This is a genomic window from Iodobacter sp. (assembly GCF_025352645.1).
Taxonomy (GTDB): Bacteria; Pseudomonadota; Gammaproteobacteria; order Burkholderiales; family Chitinibacteraceae; genus Iodobacter.
The window spans coordinates 1-19,235 of sequence record NZ_JANXSO010000015.1; the positions used below are offsets into that span (position 1 = coordinate 1).

16 protein-coding genes are annotated in these 19,235 nt (G+C 46.9%); 8 read left to right on the top strand and 8 right to left on the bottom strand.

The genetic code is table 11. The annotated features are described in order from the left end of the window. On the bottom strand, positions 1-2,789 hold a 2,789-nt coding region (gene metH, locus Q0R17_RS01500; RefSeq protein ID WP_293931461.1), incomplete at its 3' end, for a methionine synthase. Between the two features lie 199 nt (positions 2,790-2,988). Here metH and Q0R17_RS01505 point away from each other — a divergent pair. The 5 genes from Q0R17_RS01505 (at position 2,989) to Q0R17_RS01525 (ending at position 8,159) form a co-directional block, all read left to right on the top strand. Continuing rightward, positions 2,989-3,966 carry a quinone oxidoreductase gene (locus Q0R17_RS01505; RefSeq protein ID WP_293931464.1) on the top strand — a complete coding sequence of 326 codons (978 nt, stop codon included), beginning with the start codon at positions 2,989-2,991 and terminating at the stop codon, positions 3,964-3,966. Positions 3,967-4,090: 124 nt separating this feature from the next. Next, a complete protein-coding gene (locus tag Q0R17_RS01510; protein WP_293931466.1) occupies positions 4,091-4,684 on the top strand; it encodes a YqiA/YcfP family alpha/beta fold hydrolase in 594 nt (197 codons plus the stop codon). A gap of 73 nt (positions 4,685-4,757) precedes the next feature. After that, positions 4,758-5,669, top strand: coding sequence for a Dyp-type peroxidase (locus Q0R17_RS01515; protein WP_293931469.1), 912 nt, complete (start codon positions 4,758-4,760; stop codon positions 5,667-5,669). A 210-nt stretch (positions 5,670-5,879) separates the two neighbouring features. Then, positions 5,880-7,070, top strand: a complete 1,191-nt coding sequence (locus Q0R17_RS01520) for a branched-chain amino acid ABC transporter substrate-binding protein (protein ID WP_293931471.1) — start codon at positions 5,880-5,882, stop codon at positions 7,068-7,070. Positions 7,071-7,217: 147 nt separating this feature from the next. Next, complete coding sequence (locus Q0R17_RS01525) at positions 7,218-8,159, top strand: hypothetical protein (RefSeq protein WP_293931473.1); 942 nt, start codon at positions 7,218-7,220, stop codon at positions 8,157-8,159. Positions 8,160-8,177: 18 nt separating this feature from the next. On the opposite strand, the gene Q0R17_RS01530 is transcribed toward Q0R17_RS01525, so the two are convergent. Both Q0R17_RS01530 and Q0R17_RS01535 read right to left on the bottom strand, forming a co-directional pair. Further along, on the bottom strand, positions 8,178-10,157 hold the full coding sequence (locus Q0R17_RS01530; RefSeq protein ID WP_293931476.1) for a methyl-accepting chemotaxis protein: 1,980 nt from the start codon (positions 10,155-10,157) through the stop codon (positions 8,178-8,180). Between the two features lie 397 nt (positions 10,158-10,554). Then, positions 10,555-11,559, bottom strand: coding sequence for a patatin-like phospholipase family protein (locus Q0R17_RS01535; protein WP_293931479.1), 1,005 nt, complete (start codon positions 11,557-11,559; stop codon positions 10,555-10,557). Between the two features lie 163 nt (positions 11,560-11,722). Here Q0R17_RS01535 and Q0R17_RS01540 point away from each other — a divergent pair, with 163 nt between their 5' ends. Beyond that, the gene (locus Q0R17_RS01540) at positions 11,723-12,103 is read left to right on the top strand and encodes a hypothetical protein (protein ID WP_293931482.1); all 381 of its coding nucleotides are present in this window, start codon (positions 11,723-11,725) and stop codon (positions 12,101-12,103) included. Between the two features lie 203 nt (positions 12,104-12,306). On the opposite strand, the gene Q0R17_RS01545 is transcribed toward Q0R17_RS01540, so the two are convergent. Further along, the gene (locus Q0R17_RS01545; protein WP_293931485.1) at positions 12,307-13,185 is read right to left on the bottom strand and encodes an MBL fold metallo-hydrolase; all 879 of its coding nucleotides are present in this window, start codon (positions 13,183-13,185) and stop codon (positions 12,307-12,309) included. A gap of 134 nt (positions 13,186-13,319) precedes the next feature. Between Q0R17_RS01545 and Q0R17_RS01550 the strand changes: the two genes are divergently transcribed. Beyond that, the gene (locus tag Q0R17_RS01550; RefSeq protein WP_293931488.1) at positions 13,320-14,243 is read left to right on the top strand and encodes a LysR family transcriptional regulator; all 924 of its coding nucleotides are present in this window, start codon (positions 13,320-13,322) and stop codon (positions 14,241-14,243) included. A gap of 31 nt (positions 14,244-14,274) precedes the next feature. On the opposite strand, the gene Q0R17_RS01555 is transcribed toward Q0R17_RS01550, so the two are convergent. After that, positions 14,275-15,024: an ABC transporter substrate-binding protein gene (locus Q0R17_RS01555; protein WP_293931491.1), complete on the bottom strand. Its 750-nt coding sequence runs from the start codon at positions 15,022-15,024 to the stop codon at positions 14,275-14,277. 173 nt (positions 15,025-15,197) lie between these two features. Then, positions 15,198-15,899 carry a hypothetical protein gene (locus Q0R17_RS01560; RefSeq protein ID WP_293931493.1) on the bottom strand — a complete coding sequence of 234 codons (702 nt, stop codon included), beginning with the start codon at positions 15,897-15,899 and terminating at the stop codon, positions 15,198-15,200. A 120-nt stretch (positions 15,900-16,019) separates the two neighbouring features. On the opposite strand from Q0R17_RS01560, the gene Q0R17_RS01565 reads away from it, so the two are divergent. Beyond that, entirely contained in the window at positions 16,020-17,258 is a 1,239-nt protein-coding gene (locus tag Q0R17_RS01565) for an MFS transporter (protein ID WP_293931547.1), read from the top strand. A gap of 75 nt (positions 17,259-17,333) precedes the next feature. On the opposite strand, the gene Q0R17_RS01570 is transcribed toward Q0R17_RS01565, so the two are convergent. Beyond that, positions 17,334-17,549, bottom strand: a complete 216-nt coding sequence (locus tag Q0R17_RS01570; RefSeq protein WP_293931497.1) for a hypothetical protein — start codon at positions 17,547-17,549, stop codon at positions 17,334-17,336. Between the two features lie 141 nt (positions 17,550-17,690). Continuing rightward, positions 17,691-19,229: a diguanylate cyclase domain-containing protein gene (locus tag Q0R17_RS01575; RefSeq protein WP_293931500.1), complete on the bottom strand. Its 1,539-nt coding sequence runs from the start codon at positions 19,227-19,229 to the stop codon at positions 17,691-17,693. Positions 19,230-19,235: the final 6 nt, after the last annotated feature.

A 19,235-nucleotide genomic window follows, 5' to 3' on the forward strand; every position in this document is an offset into this window, starting at 1 on the left:
GGCTTTAGCTCGTCGCTTAATAGATTGGAGCATACGCCTACCGCGCGGCTGGCGTCCGGCACATACACCACGGGGCCATTGGCGTAGCCCGGCTCAATTTTGACGGCGGTGTGCACTTTGGACGTGGTAGCTCCGCCAATCAGCAGCGGAATATCAAAGCCTTGGCGCTGCATTTCTTTGGCCACATGGCTCATTTCTTCTAGGCTTGGGGTAATCAGGCCGGATAGGCCGATCATATCTGCGCCAATTTCCTTGGCGGTATCGAGAATTTTTTGTGCAGGCACCATCACGCCAAGATCGGTCACCTTGTAGTTATTGCAGCGCAGTACCACGCCCACAATATTCTTGCCGATATCGTGTACATCGCCTTTCACCGTTGCCATTACGATATTGCCCTTGGCGGGCGCGTCTTGCAGGCCCATGGCGATTTTTTCTGCCTCAATAAACGGCTCTAGGTGGGCCACGGCGGCCTTCATCACGCGGGCGGATTTCACCACCTGCGGCAGAAACATCTGGCCGGAACCAAATAAATCGCCTACGTGGTTCATGCCGTTCATCAGCACGCCTTCAATCACATGAATCGGGCGCTCTACGGCCAGCCGCGCTTCTTCGGCGTCTTCCAGAATGTAGGTGGTATTGCCGCGCACCAGCGCGTGGGTAATCCGCTCTTGCAGCGTGCCATTGCGCCAGCTTAAATCCTCACCCTTGGCTTGATTTACTTCGCCTTTAAAGCGCTCGGCAATTTCGATCAGGCGTTCGGTGGCGGCGAGGGAATCAAACTCCCCCTCTCCCCGGCCCTCTCCCCCGTTGGGGAGAGGGAGTTGGTTTCCTTTGCTAGAGAGGAGCGTATTCCCCTCGCCCGCTTGCGGGAGAGGGGCTAGGGGAGAGGGCGCAGGGGAACGCATCAGCACCACATCTTCAATAATATCGCGCAACTCACGCGGCACTTCTTCGTAAACTTCTAGCGCCCCCGCGTTCACAATCCCCATCGTCATGCCTTTTTTAATGGCGTGATAGAGGAAAACGGCGTGGATGGCTTCGCGCACCTTATTATTGCCACGGAAAGAGAACGAGACATTGGATACGCCGCCGCTCACCTTGGCGTGTGGCAGATTTTGGTGAATCCAGCCGGTGGCTTCGATAAAGTCGAGGCCGTAGCGGGCGTGCTCTTCAATTCCTGTGGCCACGGCAAAGATATTGGGGTCGAAAATAATATCGGCCGGGTCCATGCCCACTTCATCGACCAGAATGCGGTAGCTTTTTTCACAGATTTCGATCTTGCGGGCGTAAGTGTCAGCCTGACCCACTTCATCAAAGGCCATTACGATCACCGCTGCGCCATAGTCTTTGACTAAGCGAGCGTGGTGTTTAAAGGCCTCTACGCCTTCTTTCATCGAGATTGAATTCACAATGCACTTGCCCTGCACGCACTTCAGCCCCGCCTCGATCACCTCCCATTTGGACGAGTCGATCATAATCGGTACGCGTGAGATATCCGGCTCGGCAGCAATCAAGTTCAAGAAGGTGACCATGGCTTTGTGGGCGTCCAGCATGCCCTCGTCCATATTGATGTCGATTACTTGCGCACCGTTTTCTACCTGCTGACGCGCCACCACCAATGCCTGTGGATAATCGCCGTTTAAAATTAAGCGGGCAAAGGCTTTGGAGCCGGTAACGTTGGTGCGCTCACCCACATTCACAAATAAATCTTCATCCCCAATATTAAAGGGCTCTAGGCCAGAGAGGCGGCATTTGGCCTCAATCTTAGGCAGGGCGCGCGGTGCGATGTCTTTTACTGCTTGGTACATGGCGGCAATATGGGCTGGCGTGGTGCCGCAACAGCCACCAACGATATTGATCAGGCCCGACTCGGCCCATTCTTTAATCGACTCGGCCATCATTGCTGGGTCTAAGTCATAGCCGCCAAAGGCATTGGGCAAGCCGGCATTGGCATGGACTGAAACAAAGCTGTCAGAAATCCGGCTCATTTCCTCCACATACTGGCGCAGCAAATCTGGCCCCAGTGCGCAGTTCAGCCCGTAGCTGATGGCGTCTGAATGGCGCAGGCTGTTGTAAAACGCTTCGGTGGTCTGGCCAGTTAAGGTGCGGCCAGATTGGTCGGTAATCGTGCCGGATACCATCACCGGCAGTTGATCGTCTTTGGCAATATTATTTCTGCGGAAATACTGTTTAATTGCGAACACCGCCGCCTTAGCGTTTAGCGTGTCGAAAATCGTTTCAACCAGCAGAATATCCGCGCCGCCTTTCACGAGGCCGTCGATGGCCTCTAAATAGCTTTCAACCAGCGCATCAAAGGTGACATTACGATAGCCCGGATCGTTCACATCGGGGCTGATCGAGCAAGTGCGGTTGGTGGGGCCTAATACCCCCGCACAGTAGCGCGGTTTATGGGGTGTTTTGGCGGTTTGGGCCACGCATAGTTCTTTAACCAGCTTGGCTGCAGCAAAGTTTAGCTCCCAGACCAAGCTTTCCATCTCGTAATCGGCCATGGCGATCGAGGTGCCGTTAAAGGTATTGGTCTCGAGAATATCCGCACCCGCATCAAGGTAAGCCTGATGAATTTCTTCGATAATGTGTGGCTGGCTCAGCACCAGTAAATCGTTATTGCCTTTTACATCGCAAGCCCAGTCAGCAAAGCGCGCGCCACGGTAATCTGCTTCTTGCAGATCGTAAGCCTGAATCATCGTACCCATGCCGCCATCCAAAATCAGAATGCGCTGGGTGAGTTGGTGATGGAGTTGGGAATGAAGACTCAGCGAGCGGGTCATGGGCTTATACCTTGGATGTCTAAGTAATGCGGCTGCAAAGTCGGCAATTTTACCACGCGAAACCGTGGCATTAGTTTGCTATTCACTTGCTACTATTAATTCCGGTGCAGCAAGCTTGCAATAGTTATATTGTTATCCTTTGTTTTTTTTCTACTAGCTGGATAGTTTTGTCAGCTTCTGGCGTTATATAAGGGAAATAATGATGCAAACTCAGACGATTCGTATCCATAGCCATGGTGATAGCAGTGTAATGCAGCTTGAAATGCATACTTTGGCAGAGCCGCAGGCGGGTGAGGTGTTATTGCGCCAAACTGCGATCGGCGTGAATTATATTGATACCTATCATCGCTCGGGTTTGTATCCGCAAACGATGCCTTCAGGCTTGGGTGTAGAAGCTTGCGGTGTGGTTGAGGCGCTAGGTGAGGGTGTTACAGAATTTAAGCTTGGGGATAGAGTGGCTTATGCGGGTGGCGCAGTGGGTGCTTATGCCTCTTACCGCGTGCTGCCTGCGGATAAACTGGTATTGGTACCCGCAAAAATTAGCGATGAAATTGCTGCGGGTACTTTATTGCGGGGAATGACGGCACAATATTTGCTGAAACGTACTTTCCCAGTACACATTGGGCAAATTATTTTATTTCATGCTGCCGCCGGTGGTGTTGGGCAAATAGCCTGCCAATGGGCCCGCGAGCTAGGTGCTATTGTGATTGGTACGGTGGGTAGTGATGAAAAGGCCGCGATTGCCAGCCAATATTGCGATCACGTGATTAATTATAAAACCAGTGATTTTGTAGAGCGGGTGCGTGAAATTACTGCTGGCAAAGGTGTGGCGGTGGTGTATGACGGAGTAGGCGCGGATACATTTGCAGGCTCGCTAGATTGCTTAGCGCCACGCGGCATGCTGGTGAGTTTTGGCAACGCATCTGGCCCGGTTCCGGCATTTGAGCCCGCAATTTTGGCACAAAAAGGTTCGCTTTTCTTTACACGTCCTACACTGGGACATTACACCTTAACTAGGGCTGAGCTGATGGCAACCGCTGCGGATTATTTCCATGCTGTCAGTCGTGGTTTTATTAAGCCTGAAATTGGCCAGAGTTATGCTCTAAAAGACGCGGCTAAGGCCCACCAAGACTTAGCGCTGCGCAAGACCCAAGGCTCTACCTTGTTGCGGGTTTAATCTGTGTGGTTCTGCGTTGTTTTTTGTTTATATTAGTTCAGCATAAATTAATTATAACGCTTTGATTTATATGAATAACGGTACCGGTATAGCCGGAAAACAAATCTCAATAGAGCCTAGCACCATGCTTATTCATCACCCACACATTATTTATCTACATGGCTTCTTATCCAGCCCCTTGTCGCAAAAAGCGCAAGATATGGCCGCGTGGATGGAGCAACAGGGATTGCAGCATTATTTTCATTGCCCGCAACTACCTATGCATCCAAATGAAGCTGGCGTTTTATTACATGGCTTGTTTTTTAAGCTGGCGCATGAAGATATTTGTGTTGTGGGCAGTTCGCTCGGTGGCTTTTTTGCCACTTGGGCGGCAGAAACCTTTGGCTGCCGTGTTGTTTTGATTAATCCTGCGGTGCATCCTTATCAAAGAATTAATGAGTATTTAGGGCCGCAGAAAAATTATCAAACCGGTGAGATTCATATGATAGATCCCTGTTTTTCTAAGCAATTGCAAGCTTTTGAGCGGCGGCCCTCAAAGTTTGAGCGCTATTGGTTGCTGACACAAACGGGTGATGAAGTTTTAGATTATCAGGCCGGAGTAAATTTTTATTCAGGTTGTCGTCAAACAATTATTGAAGGTGGTAATCATGGATTTGTGGATTTTGAACCGTGGTTGCCAGAGATCTGGCGCTTTGCTCAAGGTAAGTCGCTCGTGTAATCTGCTGAGTTAGCATTTGCTCTAGCTTAAAGAAGATCTTGTTTTATCTATTGATTGCTTAAGGATTCTCTGCATGACCCCACAAAGCGGAATATTGCCGGCGGCTAATGGCCACGCCCTATTTGTATTACTGCGGCGCAGATTGGGTAGGCGCGCGGATACACGGCTTAAAGCGCTACTCGCCAGTTTTCCTGAGCGTATTGCGCGTTTACAAAAAGAAGATAGCTTGGCTCTGGGTGTGATCGCATTTAGTCCTAAAGTTTGGCCTGAGCTTTACAGCAAAAAGCCCGCAGAGCTGCGCCAATTTCCTTTTATTTCAGGCGCCATTCATCCTGCCCCTAGCTCTGATGCGGATGTGCTACTGCATCTACGTGGAGAGCGCTTTGATTTACTGTATGAGCTAGCCGATTTGATCACGGCGGATATGGCGGAGTGGCTGGAGCCTATAGAAACCGTGCATGGTTTTCGCTATCGGGATGGCCGTGATTTAACCGGTTTTGTTGATGGCACAGAAAACCCGCAGGATGATGAGCGAGCAGAAGTGGCCTTGGTTGATTCCTGTGATCAGGATTGGGAAGGGGGAAGCTATATTCATCTGCAGCGCTATGTACATCGTATGGACCAATGGCAACAACTGCCGGTTCGCCAGCAAGAAACGGTAATAGGTAGAACCAAGGAAAGCAACGAAGAGCTGCCTGACGAAGATCGCCCGCATACAGCACATATTAGCCGTGTGATTATTGAAGAAGATGGCGAAGAATTAGCGCTACTACGCCACTCCATGCCTTATGGTCAGCCTGGAGGGGATAAAGGGCTCTATTTTATTGCTTACTGTAAAACGCCACGGGTATTTGAAAAAATGCTCACTCGAATGATTGCACCCACTTCGGATGGAAGAGTCGATCATATGTTGAATTTCACAAGAGCCGTGACAGGAGGTGCATTTTTTGCACCAAGTATTGAGCAATTAAGTCAACTACTGTAGCTGATTGGTGGTTTGTGTCTTTGGTAAAAAAGTGCATGGTTAGCTGCAAATCGCTACGTATTAAGCTGTTTTTAACGGCGTTATAAGCTGCGATTACATGCTACTGACGTTAACTTATTGACTGAATCTAAACCCTGTTCAGGAAACCCCCGATTGCTGTAAAAATTGAACACGCCCACATTGCATAAACACATTCGAGGGGTCTTGTTTATGCAATTTGTTCAAAAATCGGCTGTATTATCTGCAGCTCTCGCTTTAGCGCTTACCGCTTGTGGGCAAAAAACAGAAACTAATACTGCAGCACCTGCCTCTGCTCCGGCTGCTGCTATGGCTGATTCATCCGTGGTAAAAATCGGTTTTGCGGCTCCCCTAACTGGGCCACAAGCTCATTATGGTAAGGGCTACCAAAACGGCGTACAGCTGGCGATTGATGACGTAAACGAAAGCAAACCTACTCTGGATGGTAAGCCGGTTAAATTTGAGCTGGTGGCCGAAGACGATATGGCCGATCCAAAAACCGCCACCCAAGTGGCCGAGAAATTTGTTGATGCAAAAGTAGCTGGGATTATCGGCCACTTTAATTCGGGTTGTGCGATTCCTGCCTCCAAGATTTATTCTGATGCTGGCCTGCCACAAATTGCCATGGCAACTGCGCCTGCCTATACCGCTCAAGGTTTTAAAACCACATTCCGCTCGCTCACTTCTGATTCACAGCTTGGCTCGGTGATTGGTAAATACACGGTAGAAAAGCTAGGCGCCAAAAAAATCGCCATTATCGATGATCGCTCCGCTTACGGCCAAGGCTTGGCTGATGAGTTTGAAAAAGCGGCTAAGGCTGCGGGCGCTGAAATCGTTAAACGCGAATTCACTAGCGATAAAGAAACCGACTTCACCTCGATTCTCACCTCAATCAAAGGCGCAAAGCCTGATGTGATTTTCTATGGTGGCACCGATGCACAATCCGGCCCTATGGCACGCCAAAAGAAACGCTTAGCCATTAATGTACCAATTGTTTCCGGCGAAATGACCCGCTCAGATACCTTCTTAAAACTTGCAGGCCCAGATGCAGAAGGCACGATTGCTGCATTGGCTGGCCAGCCTTTGGATGCGATGCCAGGTGGTAAAGACTTTGCTGCGCGTTATAAAGCTAAATATGGCGAGTTAGAAATCTACACCCCATATGGCTACGATTCTACCCGGCTGATGCTGGCGGCAATGCAGTCTGCTGGCTCGGCTAGCCCTGCAAAATATCTACCGGTGCTGGCTAAAATTAAGCATAGCGGTGTGACATCTAGCAATATTAGCTTTGATGATAAAGGCGATTTGCAAGACGGTAGTCTGACTGTCTATAAAGTGAAAGGCGGTAAGTGGGAAGTATTGGAAACCCTCGGCGGTAAGTAAGTTGTACCCCAGCTTCGGCTGGGTTGTAGTTCTCTCCTTTGATGCAAACTGGTTCGCCAGTTTGCATTTTTTTATGGGCCGACGTAAAACTGATGTCAGAATAGTGGATGATGCCTGCCGTTGAGATAAATGATTTGGAGTCTATTCTTGAGCCCTAAAACCCCCGAGCAGCAGTGGCAGTGGCTACAAAAAGGCCCAGGCTTAAAGGCCTTAAGTGAGGCCTTTCCAGAGGATTGGCTGCTGGTTAGAGATGAGTTAACCGCTGTATTTGCACGGCGTGATCCTGTAGAGCTGAAGCAGCTGGTGCAGAAAGCATCAAAGCGGGTCAAGCCAGATGCGCGGTTTTTATCAGGGGAGAGAAATGGCCGTGCTTTTGCTGATTTTGTGCGTGTACAAATTCGTCAGCGGATGAATGAGCTGGCGCTGCGCCAATATGCATTTTCTGCCGCAACCGGCGTGCACACTGGCAAGGTAAGATTTAATTTTTTTAATGGAGTGTTGGCGCAAAAATTATTGTTTCAGCACGATTTAGTCAGAAAACCCGTTTCGATGCGGGCTTTTAAATATATTTGGCCGCTGTTATGGCAAAAACGGCTATTGATGCCGCTGGTGGAAAAGCGTGGCATTTATTGTTTTTATAGCCAAGAGTTGATTGCTAAATTAGCGACAATCATTGGCCAACGTCGTTGCGTAGAAATTGCGGCTGGCGATGGCACGCTGAGCCGGTTTTTAAGCGATGCGGGGGTGGATATTACGGCTAGCGATGATTTTAGCTGGGGAAAAGTGCTGCAATATCCAGAATCGGTGCAGTGCTTGGATGCCACGGCGGCGATCGCTCGTTTTAATCCACAGGTGGTGATTTGCTCATGGCCGCCCTCGGGCAATCGGTTTGAAAAGCAGATTTTTCGCAAGCAGGGTGTAGAGACATATATTGTGATTGGCAGCCATTCACGTTTTATCACTGGAAACTGGGCGGATTACGAGGCGCAAATAGCCTTTGATTGGCAGGAAGCACTCACACTTAGCAAGCTTGTGCTGCCGCCAGAGCTAAAAGCGGGTGTGTGGGTGTTCCAGCGTAAAGCTACTTAAACAGGTTGCTTGGCTTGCTTAGATCTTTAGCTTGCTGACGCTTTCATGCAGCCTAGACGCTACATTCTGTAGTTCTTCAGAGGCTTGCAAGCCTTTCTCTGTATAGGCACGGCTGCCATCGGCTTCTCTGGCAATTGCTTCAACGTGCAGAGCCACATGTTCGCTGGCGACTCTTTGCTCCGCCAAGGTGCTGCTAATGGCTCGCAATTCGCCGACTACTCCGCCCATTTTTTCGCGCATTGCATTAACTGAAGAGCTGACTGTTTGCGCCATATTGCTGTTTCTTTCTACCTCATTGACGCTTAGATTCATGCAGCTCACCGCATCTTGGGTGGAGTGTTGTACTTTACTTAATACACCCACAATTTCTGCGGAGGAGCTTGATGTACGCTCGGCTAGTTTTCTAACTTCATCGGCAACCACGGCAAAGCCGCGGCCTTGTTCTCCTGCCCTTGCCGCCTCAATGGCCGCATTGAGGGCGAGTAAATTAGTCTGATCGGCAATTTCTCTAATCACCCCTACTAATGAGGAGATTCTGGAAGATTCTTGGCTGAGATGGTTAATGCTTTCTGAGGCCGTATTGATGCTGCTGGCGATATTTTTCATTTGTCCAAAGGCAGAGTTGACCTCTGTAACGCTTTGGATAGCCTGCTCTTCTGATTCCGCGCCTAATGTGAGTGCACGTTCAGCGTAAGATGCACTTTCTGCAATGCTGGTAGAAAGTTGCTCTACAGAGCTTGAGACCATTTGTGTTGCATCACTTTGCCTTATGGCCATATCTGCGATGCTCGCTACGGTTTTGGCGTATTCAATGGCGATATCACCTAGCAAGGTGGTGGCAATTTGGGTTTCTGCCACCATGCTGCGTAAATCATGTTGCATGCTATCAATAGCTTGCAACAAACTGCCATCTGCTGATGCGGGAATCGGTACTGCCAAATTGCCTTCGGCAATTAATTTTACAAGAGTGACCACGGTATTGGGATCGCTGCCAAGCTGCATACTGAGCGCACGATAAAATGCCCAGCCCAATAAAGTGGTTAAGATCAGCGCTACAATGGCAGCGCCTACATAGCGATTACGCTGCTCGGTAAGGCCATCTACTCGCACTTGCAAAAGCGTATTGAGTGAGGCAATTAGTTTTTCGTTTAGCTCGAGTTGCGCTTTACTGCCTTGATCTTGCTCTTTTAATAAAGCGGGTAAAGTTTCTGTTGGATGGTTTTCTAATGCTTTTGGGCTTAATTCGGCTTGCAGCTTACTATATTGCGTGCTCATTGCTGCTACGGCGGTATCAAAGCGTTTGTTCATGGAGTCGTTGTATTTACCAACTCGAATTAAATTACCTGTGATTAGGTCAAAATTTTGCAGGGCAAGTGGGCGTAGCTCGATTAATCGAGTTAATTGCTCGGCTAGATCAGTCTTTAGCGAAAGCGCCCCACGGCTCATATGCTCGCCTAATAAATCTTGATAAGCAGGTAAGCGAAAGCAAACGCTATCCATTAAATAATAGGTATCGATATCTGGATCAAGGGTAAGGTTAGATTGATCGCATGCGTCAGAAATATGCTGGGTTAGGCTGCTGGATAATTTAGCGTAGCTTTGCTCAATACTTTTGGGATCGCTACTATTGTCGGTGCGAAAGGCATCCCATGCTTGGTGGAGCGCGCTGCGCTGTGCTTCAAAGCCTAAGTCTTTAACCTGCTGTAATTGCTCGGCGCTACTAAGGGTTTTTTCAAACTCACTAATCCACGCACTATTGTCGCTAGCTAATCCTGCTACTTTATTGGCGCGTAAAGGTTGTAATTTTGATTGCAAGCTAAGCCATGGCTGGATATATGCCATTCCTTGCTGCTCTTTTGCTGAAAATGCGCGATTGGTTTCTGTCACTTGATAAAGTGAGTAGCCCAAAAAACAAATACCAAAGGCGATAACTAAGCCCATTACGGCAAATCGAGCGGGATAGCTTAGTGAGCGCATAAAGCGGATTAAGTAGTTCATCGCGTGAGACACCTAGATGATGCTGAACTTTTATCCTAGACAGAATTGTATTAGTCTTTGCGTTAATCACGCTATGAGCGGCTAAAAGGATGATTTATTTTAGCTTCATCCAATCATAGAGCAATAAAATTAATGGGTGAGAGCCCTGCTTAAACTAACTAAGTGCAATGTCAGTTTTATTGGAAGTGATTGATGTTTAATGAGGGTAAGTGATCATTAATAATTCTTTATTGATTGTTGTAAGCGGTACAGGCAAATATTTTGCAGTGCCGCTTATTTTAATAATGAGCCTGATTATGCCTCTTGCTTACCTTCATCATCAATATCGCAGGGCGCGTGAAATCCGTGTATTTATTGAGTAAGGGGCATAACCAAGGCAATTAAAGTATAAAGTCATTTATTTAAATAAATGCTCTAGATTTTTTTTGGAATAGCGCTTAGCCGCTTCATATCCAGTTTGATAAAGCCTATCCATATTACTTTTTGACCAATCAAACACATCGGGTAAGTGCTCTTCAGCAATAGCATCGATCAAAGGCACCTTATGTAAGGTAATGCCATCACTATGGAATGCTTCAAATAATTTAATATCATCACGGGCGATTTCTACCAGCGGGGTAATAATAGACATCACCCAAGCGTCGTAAAGGTCTTTAGGTTTACGTAACAGTTTTTCTGCACCCAATAAATCAAAAACAATAATTTCTTCTAATTCTGGGTAGTTTTTGCGTAAATCTTTAAAATTTAAGCAATCAATCGCTGCACCTTCAATATAGAAATCACCGTTTATTTCAGTGGGGGGATATAAATAGGGGAAAGATAGCGCGGCTTGTAAATGGAGTACATCTATTTGGCTGCGCGACCAGTTCTCCATTTGATGCTGGCTAAGGTTATAGGCATTTATCCAAAAATCGGGGCCAGCTTGCTGTAGAGCATTAAAGTCGATGATTTGGTCGGCAAAGGGAATATGAGCACACAGGCCAAGTGAATCGCTGCTTAAATTACTTGGGCTAGCGCTAGCGAGTGCAAGGCTGGCTCCATCTTTAAGCGTTTGTGCCAAGGTATGAGTTGCAGGCCATTGCTGCATCATTTTCAGTATTGGGTTGGTGTTAAGTGCTTGGCGGTATGCTTCTGCCATTGGGCCGGGCTTATGAAAAACCTTAAAATTCACTGGAAAAGCACGGTAGATAAAATCTGCTACACCCATTTCTTTTAAGCTACGCAAAGTGCTTACAACATCACCGTTCTTCGGGGCAATATACATTAAACCCAGTAAACCGCCTGCCCCCGCCGTAGAGATCACATCAACATGAACACCTAGCTCATGAAAGGCTTCTAAAGCGCCTGCAAGCAAGGTGGCATTGGGTGCGCCTCCACTAATGATTAATGCTGTCCGTGCCATAACTGTCTCTTTTTAAAAGTTTCCTTACTTATACCTTTAGATAAATCTTGCTGCAATGCCATAAATCTCTTGCGGGGTGAATGGGCTAATTTCTCATTCACGGTGGGGGAGTTTAAATCTGCTAGAACATAGTAAGAGTTGTTCATTTTTAGGGAGATTTATCATGGATATTAAGAGTCCACGTGGCAATGTCAGTATTATGTCCCGCGTTGATTTTATTCGTATGGCATCCTCGACGATGAGCGATGCTGTTTTATTCCTTACCTACGACACAACAGATGAGCGCACTACAAAATCTCGCAGTGCTTTAATTGATTATCTAAGTGATGCAGGAATGATCACGGTTGCACAGGCGGTGGAGGTGCACCACTCCATTGTGATGTTTGAGCTAGCGAGCGACGCGGTAAGAGCTTGGCAGCAAATTAACGATCACAGCCACGCCGTGGCAGCGCATGTTTTCTGGAAAGGTTTGCAAGACGATGCCGTGCATTCTGCCGTGATCAAAGCGCGGCCCAAAGAAGTGAGCCCATTGGCACACCATTAAGCTAGCTTGCATGCTGATAAAACGCAGTACATAAAAACACGGCCTACAAACCATAGAAAGACCTGTAAATATCGTAGGGGCGCTGCTTGCTGCGCCATTCTGAACAAGAAGCCCTAATACCGCTGCGTAATATTACTTGTTCAGCAAAAAGGCCCAGCTACTGCTGGGCCTTGTGCATGGCTTAAACTAATTAAGCCGTGGTTTTACCACTTCATTTCGCCTTTGTTTACTTTAGCGCCAATTTCTAGTGCCATGCCAAGGCCAGCATTTGGATAGCGTTTTTTCATGGCCGCAATCAGTGCCGCCGAATCTTTTGCTTTGGCTAATTCAAGATCGTAGGCTTTGAGGTATTCACGGTTGTATTGCAAGTGCTCAACGGTGAAAGTAGTGCCCGCTTTAAAGTGGCCAGGAATCACCACCTCAGGCTTCAGCTCTTCCATTTTATCTAGCACTTTTAGCCATTGAGCGCGCTTAGCCACAGATGCATCATCGGCTGTCCACAGGTGGAAATTACCAAATACCGATACGCCACCTGCAATGGTTCTGATTGATGGAATCCAGACAAAGCTGTGTTCGGCGTTATCGCCATCTAAGCCCATTACTTCTAGTTTTTCGCCATCAATAGTCAGCGTATTACCTGATAGCTGAGCGGGTACGACTGGATTCTTAGGCGCGTTAGTTCCTAAAATCGGGCCCCAATAAGCAATTTTCTTTTTTAGGGTCTGTTGAATATGCGCGATGGTTGGTGCGCTTGCCACCACTTTTACCTCTGGGAATGCTTGGGTAATGACTTCTAAGCCAAAGTAGTAATCAGGATCGCCGTGGCTGATGTAAACCGTAGTCAGTTTTTTGCCGCTGGCTAACACATTAGCCACCACGCGGTGCGCATCGGCCAAAGTGAATTGAGCATCGATCAGAATAGCTTCTGTTTTACCTGTGATCAGGGTAGACGCTACACCAAAGGTGCTTGGATCTGGGTTGGCATAAACTTCTAGCTTCAAAGGCGCTTCAGCGGCGTGAGCCGTGGCGGCTACGCCAAGCGCAAGTGCGAGGGTGGTTAAAACAGCGGCTGGTTTGAACATGGTTTATTTCCTGTATTAAGTGTGGTCTGGCAATGGACGCTAGATTAGTTGTATACCGTGCGCAGAAAAACCCCAAATCAGGCGCTAGTTTGTTGCATAATTCGATCTAATAGAAATTTTAAAGGGCGCTGGGGATGGATAGATTAAGCGCGATGCGGGTGTTTATTGAGGTGGTGGATCAAGGTAGCTTAACGGCAGCTGCGGATAAGCTGGATATGTCGCGGGCGATGGTGTCGCGTTATTTGGCGGAGTTGGAAAGCTGGCTAGGAGTGCGCTTATTGCATCGCTCTACGCGTAGCGTTGGCTTAAGTAGTGCTGGGCAAGAAGCTTTGCCACGTTGCCGTAAAATGCTGGAATTGGCCGAAGATGTGCAGGGAATCACCCTGAATCAAAATGCTGCACCGCATGGCTTGATTCGCGTGGCGAGTAGTAATTCATTTGCACAATCCCACCTAGCCGCCGCTGCTGCTGCGTTTGTGGCAAAATATCCGCAAACGCAGGTTGAGCTGATTGTAGGGGACAGAAGCATTAATTTAGTGGATGAGCGTATCGATTTGGCGATTCGCATCACCAATGATTTAGACCCTAATCTGATTGCTCGTAAATTAAGCATTTGTCGCTCCGTCGTCTGCGCCGCCCCAGCGTATATTGCTAAGCACGGCATGCCGCAGCAGCCTGATGATTTATTACGGCATCAATGCTTAAATCATGCATTTTTTGGTAAAAATGGTTGGGGCTTTTCTAAGGATGGCCAAGCTTTTTTGGTGCCTGTGAGTGGTGCAATTAGTGCGAATGATGCAAATGTGATTTTGCAAGCCGCATTGGCAGGAGCGGGCATTGCCCATCAACCTACTTTTAGTGCGGCACCTTATTTAGAATCGGGTGAATTAGTGCAGCTTTTAGCTGATTATCACTCGGATGAGCTTGGTATTTATGGCTTGTATACGTCGCGCCGGCATATGCCAATTATTTTACGTAGCTTATTAGACTTCTTGGCGGAACGATTTGGAAATGAACCATCGTGGGATAAGGCTATTAAAGTGGCTGGGTCTAAATGACTATTTTTTAAAAAATAAACTTTTAATGTTGCTACTGCATGTGTTTATTAATAAGTGATTTCAATTTTCCTTTTTTTTCTAATTGAATCAATTTTTCATTTACCATAGCTAATATTTTTTTTGAATCTGGCGCATTTTCCCCTATGGCAAAATGTGCTGGGACTAATTTTGCACCTAGGATTTTTTCTATTTTAAAAGTTCCTTTGGTAAAGCCGTATTCCTCTAAGCGTATCAGTGATTGTGCTACTTCAGTATATTCTAATAGATAGTCACAGCGACCAGTGATTAATTTTTTTATGACTGATTCATAGTTATTCGCTGTTGTGTCTATATCTTTGCTATTAAACATATCATATGGATTATAATTAAAGCCATTTATCCCACATTTTGATAGCGTACTAATATTTCCTTGGCGCGGATGTTGGCTATTTAATGAAACTGAGCCAGGGGTTAAAAACAAATAGGGAGTTGAGAAGATAAATTTTGTCTCCCGTTCTGGGGTGCGGCTGACGGCCATGGCTATCTGATAATTCTCTCCATTTTGCACTTCAGCTAAACAACGTGGCCAAGGCAGAAGCTGTATCTCGATTTGATAAGCGGTGTTATCAAAAATTTTATGCAAAACATCAGCAGAGTAGCCCGTGATTGTTCTTTTTTGCCTATCTGCGTAGTAAGAAGAAGGCGGCCATTCTGATTGCCCTCCACAGGCACGCAGGGGCTTTGCTGCAAAGCATACGGCTGGGTAGAGCAGCAGTACAATAAAAATGGCTCGTGGCATCATTTATTGTTATAACTTTACAGTTATGTATTGAGAATTATTTATATTTAGACGTCAAGTAGTCTAAACTAAGGCGGCGTTTGTTTATCTACTTTAGAACAAGCAGGTGAAATAATTGGAAAATGTGCTTAGGTCGGGAGCAAAGAAGTTGGGCATGGTTGATATCAACCACTGAGCTAAGCTTGCTCTTGAAAACGCGGCTCTGCTGATTTGTTTGATAAATCAATGTGTCTTGGTCCACCAGGCAGATTGAGCAATTGCATACTCATTTCCCCTAGTAGTTTTAACAGCGACTGGCCATCGTCACTTTGCTGGAGTAGCTGGAAGGGTTGATAGCTTGGCTTGCTACTTAAGTGCTTAAGCAAGTCTTCGGCGGTGCCCGCAAACTGTTGGTTGATCCCTCTCAAGGCATTGTTTGGGTTTGGCTGATGAGCTTGCTGTGTGGCGGTGCTGGCTGAAGCGGCTTCTACAATCGATTGGTAACGCACGTCTATTTCAAAATCAAATTGGCGGCCATCTGCGGTATAGAGTTTGCCTTTACCATTAAAGTGGCTGCTGTCCTCTAGCCTAAATCCTGCTGCAGAGCCTTCAGCGCTTTGCTGTGTGGCGGCGGCAAAGTTAGAGGAGCTGCTTAGTTCGGTTTTATCAAAGCTAAAAGTCATGCCCTTGGTAGCATCACCAAACAGTTGCTTAGCAAAGCTTTGCATTAGGTTTTGTGCCAGATCGGTGGTGGCGCTGCCTAGATCTTGGCTACGCTTGGCAAGAATATCGCTCCCACTCTGTAGGGCTTGCTCCGCAGGCACAGGCTTGCTTGGGGCTGTGTTGCTCGGCATAAAGCGAGGAGCTGTATAGCTATTGAGTTGGGAGAGCGGGTTCATGGCCAATTCTCTTAGGGTTTTATTGCTTATCGGCTGAGATCAATGATTCTTTAGATATTTGTTTATTTTGAAAATACACCCAACCTTCCTACGCCAAGCCGACTGCTAAAATGGCTGCTACTGTCTTATTTATTTCTCAGGAATTTTTGCATGCTGAAATCGCTTAACCCAGAACGCCGTACTCAAGCCATACTTTTGGTTTTGATGCTGGTGATGTTTACCTCCATCGCCGATTTTATGATTTTGATGCCGCTGGCCCCAGATTTAATGCACGAAATGCATATTGATACGGCGCGTTTTGGTTTGTTGGTTTCAGCCTATTCTTTGGCGGCTGGTGTGGCGTCTTTATTGGCGGCATCGCTTGCGGATCGTTTTGATCGGCGGCAGGCCTTATTGTTTTGCTATGCGGGTTTGGTGCTGGCTACGCTTGCTTGCTCTTTAGCTACGGGCTTTTACAGCCTCCTGCTCGCGCGATGTTTAGCGGGTGTGTTTGGCGGAGTGATTGGTTCGATTATTCTTGCCATTGTGGGCGATTTAATTCCGCCCGAGCGGCGCGGCTGGGCAATGAGTTGGGTCATGCTAGGCTTTTCTTTATCGGCAGTGGCGGGTGTGCCATTGGGCTTGTTTATTGCGGCGCACTCTAATTGGCGAATGCCATTTGTGGCTTTATCGGTGATGTGTTCTGTAATCTGGATTGGTGTTTTCTACCTACTGCCCGCAGTAAAAGGGCATTTAAGCAAGGGCATGCCTGCACAGGGCTTGTTGGCTGGTTATAAGGAGCTATTTGCAGATCGTAATCACTGGTGGGCGTGTGGGGTAACGGCTTTACTCACCTTATCGGGTTTTTGCGTGATTCCCTACATTGCCTCAACGATGGTCAGCAATTCTGGCTTAAGTACGCATGATTTGGTTTATATGTATTTGCTAGGCGGGGTGGCAACTTTGTTTTCTAGGCCGGTGATTGGTGGCTTGATTGATCGGCATAGCCCACGGCGTATTTTGGCTTACTTGGTGCTGGCAAGTTTTATTCCCTTGATCTTGGTAACGCAAACCTTTTCGCTTTCTGTGGCGTGGCATTTGCTGTTTTCAACACTATTTTTTGTTTTTGTCAGTGGCCGGTTTATTCCTGCAACGGCGATGGTTACGGGGGCAACTGCACCACAAATGCGTGGGCGCTTGATGGCGTTTAATTCGGCAACACAGAACTTTGCCTCTGGCTTCGCGGCTCTTTTAGCTGGCTTGATCATGACGCAAACTGCAGAAGGCCGAATCTTAAATTTTGATTGGGTTGGATATTTAAGCTGCGTCTTTGGCTTAGCAGCGATATGGATGGCAAGAAGGGTAAAAGCGGTTTCTTAAATATAAAAAAGGCTGATTTTTATCAGCCTTTTTTGTGAGCAGAATGTAGGCATACGGCATGCTGTGCCTTGCTCATTAATCAATAATGGCCACTAGATTGCCAATGTTTTCCTGTGTTTTCTCGCCCTTACTCCAGCAAACCCGCGCACTATTGCCTTCTATCTTCATTACTAAGCCATCAATTTTTTCTGAGCCATCTACTGTGGCAATCCGATTTACCCGGCTATGGATTGCAATGTTTTGTGATGCAGAAAAGAATAAATTGTATAGGTTGCTTAGTAATTTGATCATGATAATTCTCGAAAATATGTAGTATTACTACATATAATATAGGTGTATATTGCGTAGTACAAGTACATTATTGTGTAAATATCTACAAGGCATACTTATTTTTTGTAATGTTAAGTTAATGATTTTTAGATAAAAAATAAGCTAGCTGATTGAATCTAGGCTTGGGTCATTTAAGTGAGTACAGATTTGGTTACGGCCTGCCTTTTTTGCTTGATAAAGCAGCTGATCTGCGTGTGCAATAAGTTCTGCAGCCGTTTGTGCTTGTTGTGGTCTGTGGATAGCTAGGCCCATGCTGATAGTTAGTATATTGCTGACTTTAGAAGCTTTATGAGGGATGGCGCAGTGTTTGAGGCTGGCTTGCAACGTGCGGGCAATTTGTAGGGCACCGGCTTCGTCGGTATTGGGCAGCAGAACGGCAAATTCTTCTCCGCCGATTCGAGCAGGTAAATCAGTCAGTCGTAAAAATACACTCTTGAGTGTGTTGGAAACCGTTTGCAGTGCCAGATCACCCGCTGGGTGACCATAGTGATCGTTATATTGCTTAAAGAAATCAATATCAATCATGAGTAGGGCTAAGGGTTGTTTGAGCCGCTGGCAGCGATTGAGCTCTTGGCATAGTCGCAAATCAAAAGAGCGGCGGTTTGCTAGGTTGCAGAGGCTATCGGTTAAAGAGAGATTTTCTAAATGTTCGACTTGGCTATGAATGACTTCCAGTAGGCCGTTAATTTCTTGCCCAAGCTGACCTATTTCATCATCTCTACCTTGCTTAATAAGGGTAGACCAGCTGTGCTCTGCCCTGACTTGTGAGAGTGTTGTTTGTAGCGTTTTTAATGGCCGAACTAGTGTGTAGTGCACATAAATAATCAAAATTGCACAGCACAGCATGGCGATGCTCACAAGCTGGATGGAGATGCTTTGAATGATTCCTCGCCCTTCGGCCAGCGTTTTTCTGGGGATAATCAGCTGAATATCGTAGATATGTTGTTGGGCGGTATCGAATATTGGATAGTGCAGTGTCAGTGTTTTATCTGAAAATTGCACGCTTACTTTATGGCTAATAAAGCCATTCGGCACGTTTTTAAGTGGCCAACGGATGCTAGTGGAAGGCGATGTGGGTTCTATAGAAAAAGGCAGCTGTGATCCTTCGCGTATTAATTGTAAGTGTGGCGCTTCAATCAATCTGCCCATCATGACGATTCCGCTGGCTGGCCCACTTCCATCAGAGTGTAGAATTGCCCGCCAACAGGTAGACATTAGGCCAGCCTTCGTTTTTAAAAAACCACAGACTCGTTTTTCGGGCTGCTGCAGCAGTGTGGTGAGTTCTGCATGGTTTTTTTGCGGGGAAAAAAACGTGAGGGCTTGCTGGGGGTTTAGGCCTTGTTGGCTATAACTAATGATTTCATTTTGTAAGCCGATGATTTGCAATACGCTAAGCGAAGCTGTTTTGAGTTGCTGTTTACCAAGATTTTTAGTATGAAAAGCTTGCTGTCTATTTAGGGAGAATTGATACAGCTCATCCCAGTCTCCCCAGTCTGAGATGATAATTTTTACATAGCGTAGTTCGCTGTTTAGGCCGTAAATCACCCTAGTAACGTCTTCAATGGCGGAGTCTTGTTCAATTTCAAGAAAGTTGCTGAGTAGGTTTCGTTGCAGCAGATAAACGCCAAGCGTTGCCATCATGGTAAA

Coding starts and splice junctions, on each gene's coding strand:
- Q0R17_RS01505 (WP_293931464.1), top strand. CDS start 2,989: ATGATGCAAACTCAGACGATTCGTATCCATAGCCATGGTGATAGCAGT.
- Q0R17_RS01510 (WP_293931466.1), top strand. CDS start 4,091: ATGCTTATTCATCACCCACACATTATTTATCTACATGGCTTCTTATCC.
- Q0R17_RS01515 (WP_293931469.1), top strand. CDS start 4,758: ATGACCCCACAAAGCGGAATATTGCCGGCGGCTAATGGCCACGCCCTA.
- Q0R17_RS01520 (WP_293931471.1), top strand. CDS start 5,880: ATGCAATTTGTTCAAAAATCGGCTGTATTATCTGCAGCTCTCGCTTTA.
- Q0R17_RS01530 (WP_293931476.1), bottom strand. CDS start 10,157: ATGAACTACTTAATCCGCTTTATGCGCTCACTAAGCTATCCCGCTCGA.
- Q0R17_RS01535 (WP_293931479.1), bottom strand. CDS start 11,559: ATGGCACGGACAGCATTAATCATTAGTGGAGGCGCACCCAATGCCACC.
- Q0R17_RS01540 (WP_293931482.1), top strand. CDS start 11,723: ATGGATATTAAGAGTCCACGTGGCAATGTCAGTATTATGTCCCGCGTT.
- Q0R17_RS01545 (WP_293931485.1), bottom strand. CDS start 13,185: ATGTTCAAACCAGCCGCTGTTTTAACCACCCTCGCACTTGCGCTTGGC.
- Q0R17_RS01550 (WP_293931488.1), top strand. CDS start 13,320: ATGGATAGATTAAGCGCGATGCGGGTGTTTATTGAGGTGGTGGATCAA.
- Q0R17_RS01555 (WP_293931491.1), bottom strand. CDS start 15,024: ATGATGCCACGAGCCATTTTTATTGTACTGCTGCTCTACCCAGCCGTA.
- Q0R17_RS01560 (WP_293931493.1), bottom strand. CDS start 15,899: ATGAACCCGCTCTCCCAACTCAATAGCTATACAGCTCCTCGCTTTATG.
- Q0R17_RS01570 (WP_293931497.1), bottom strand. CDS start 17,549: ATGATCAAATTACTAAGCAACCTATACAATTTATTCTTTTCTGCATCA.
- Q0R17_RS01575 (WP_293931500.1), bottom strand. CDS start 19,229: ATGATGGCAACGCTTGGCGTTTATCTGCTGCAACGAAACCTACTCAGC.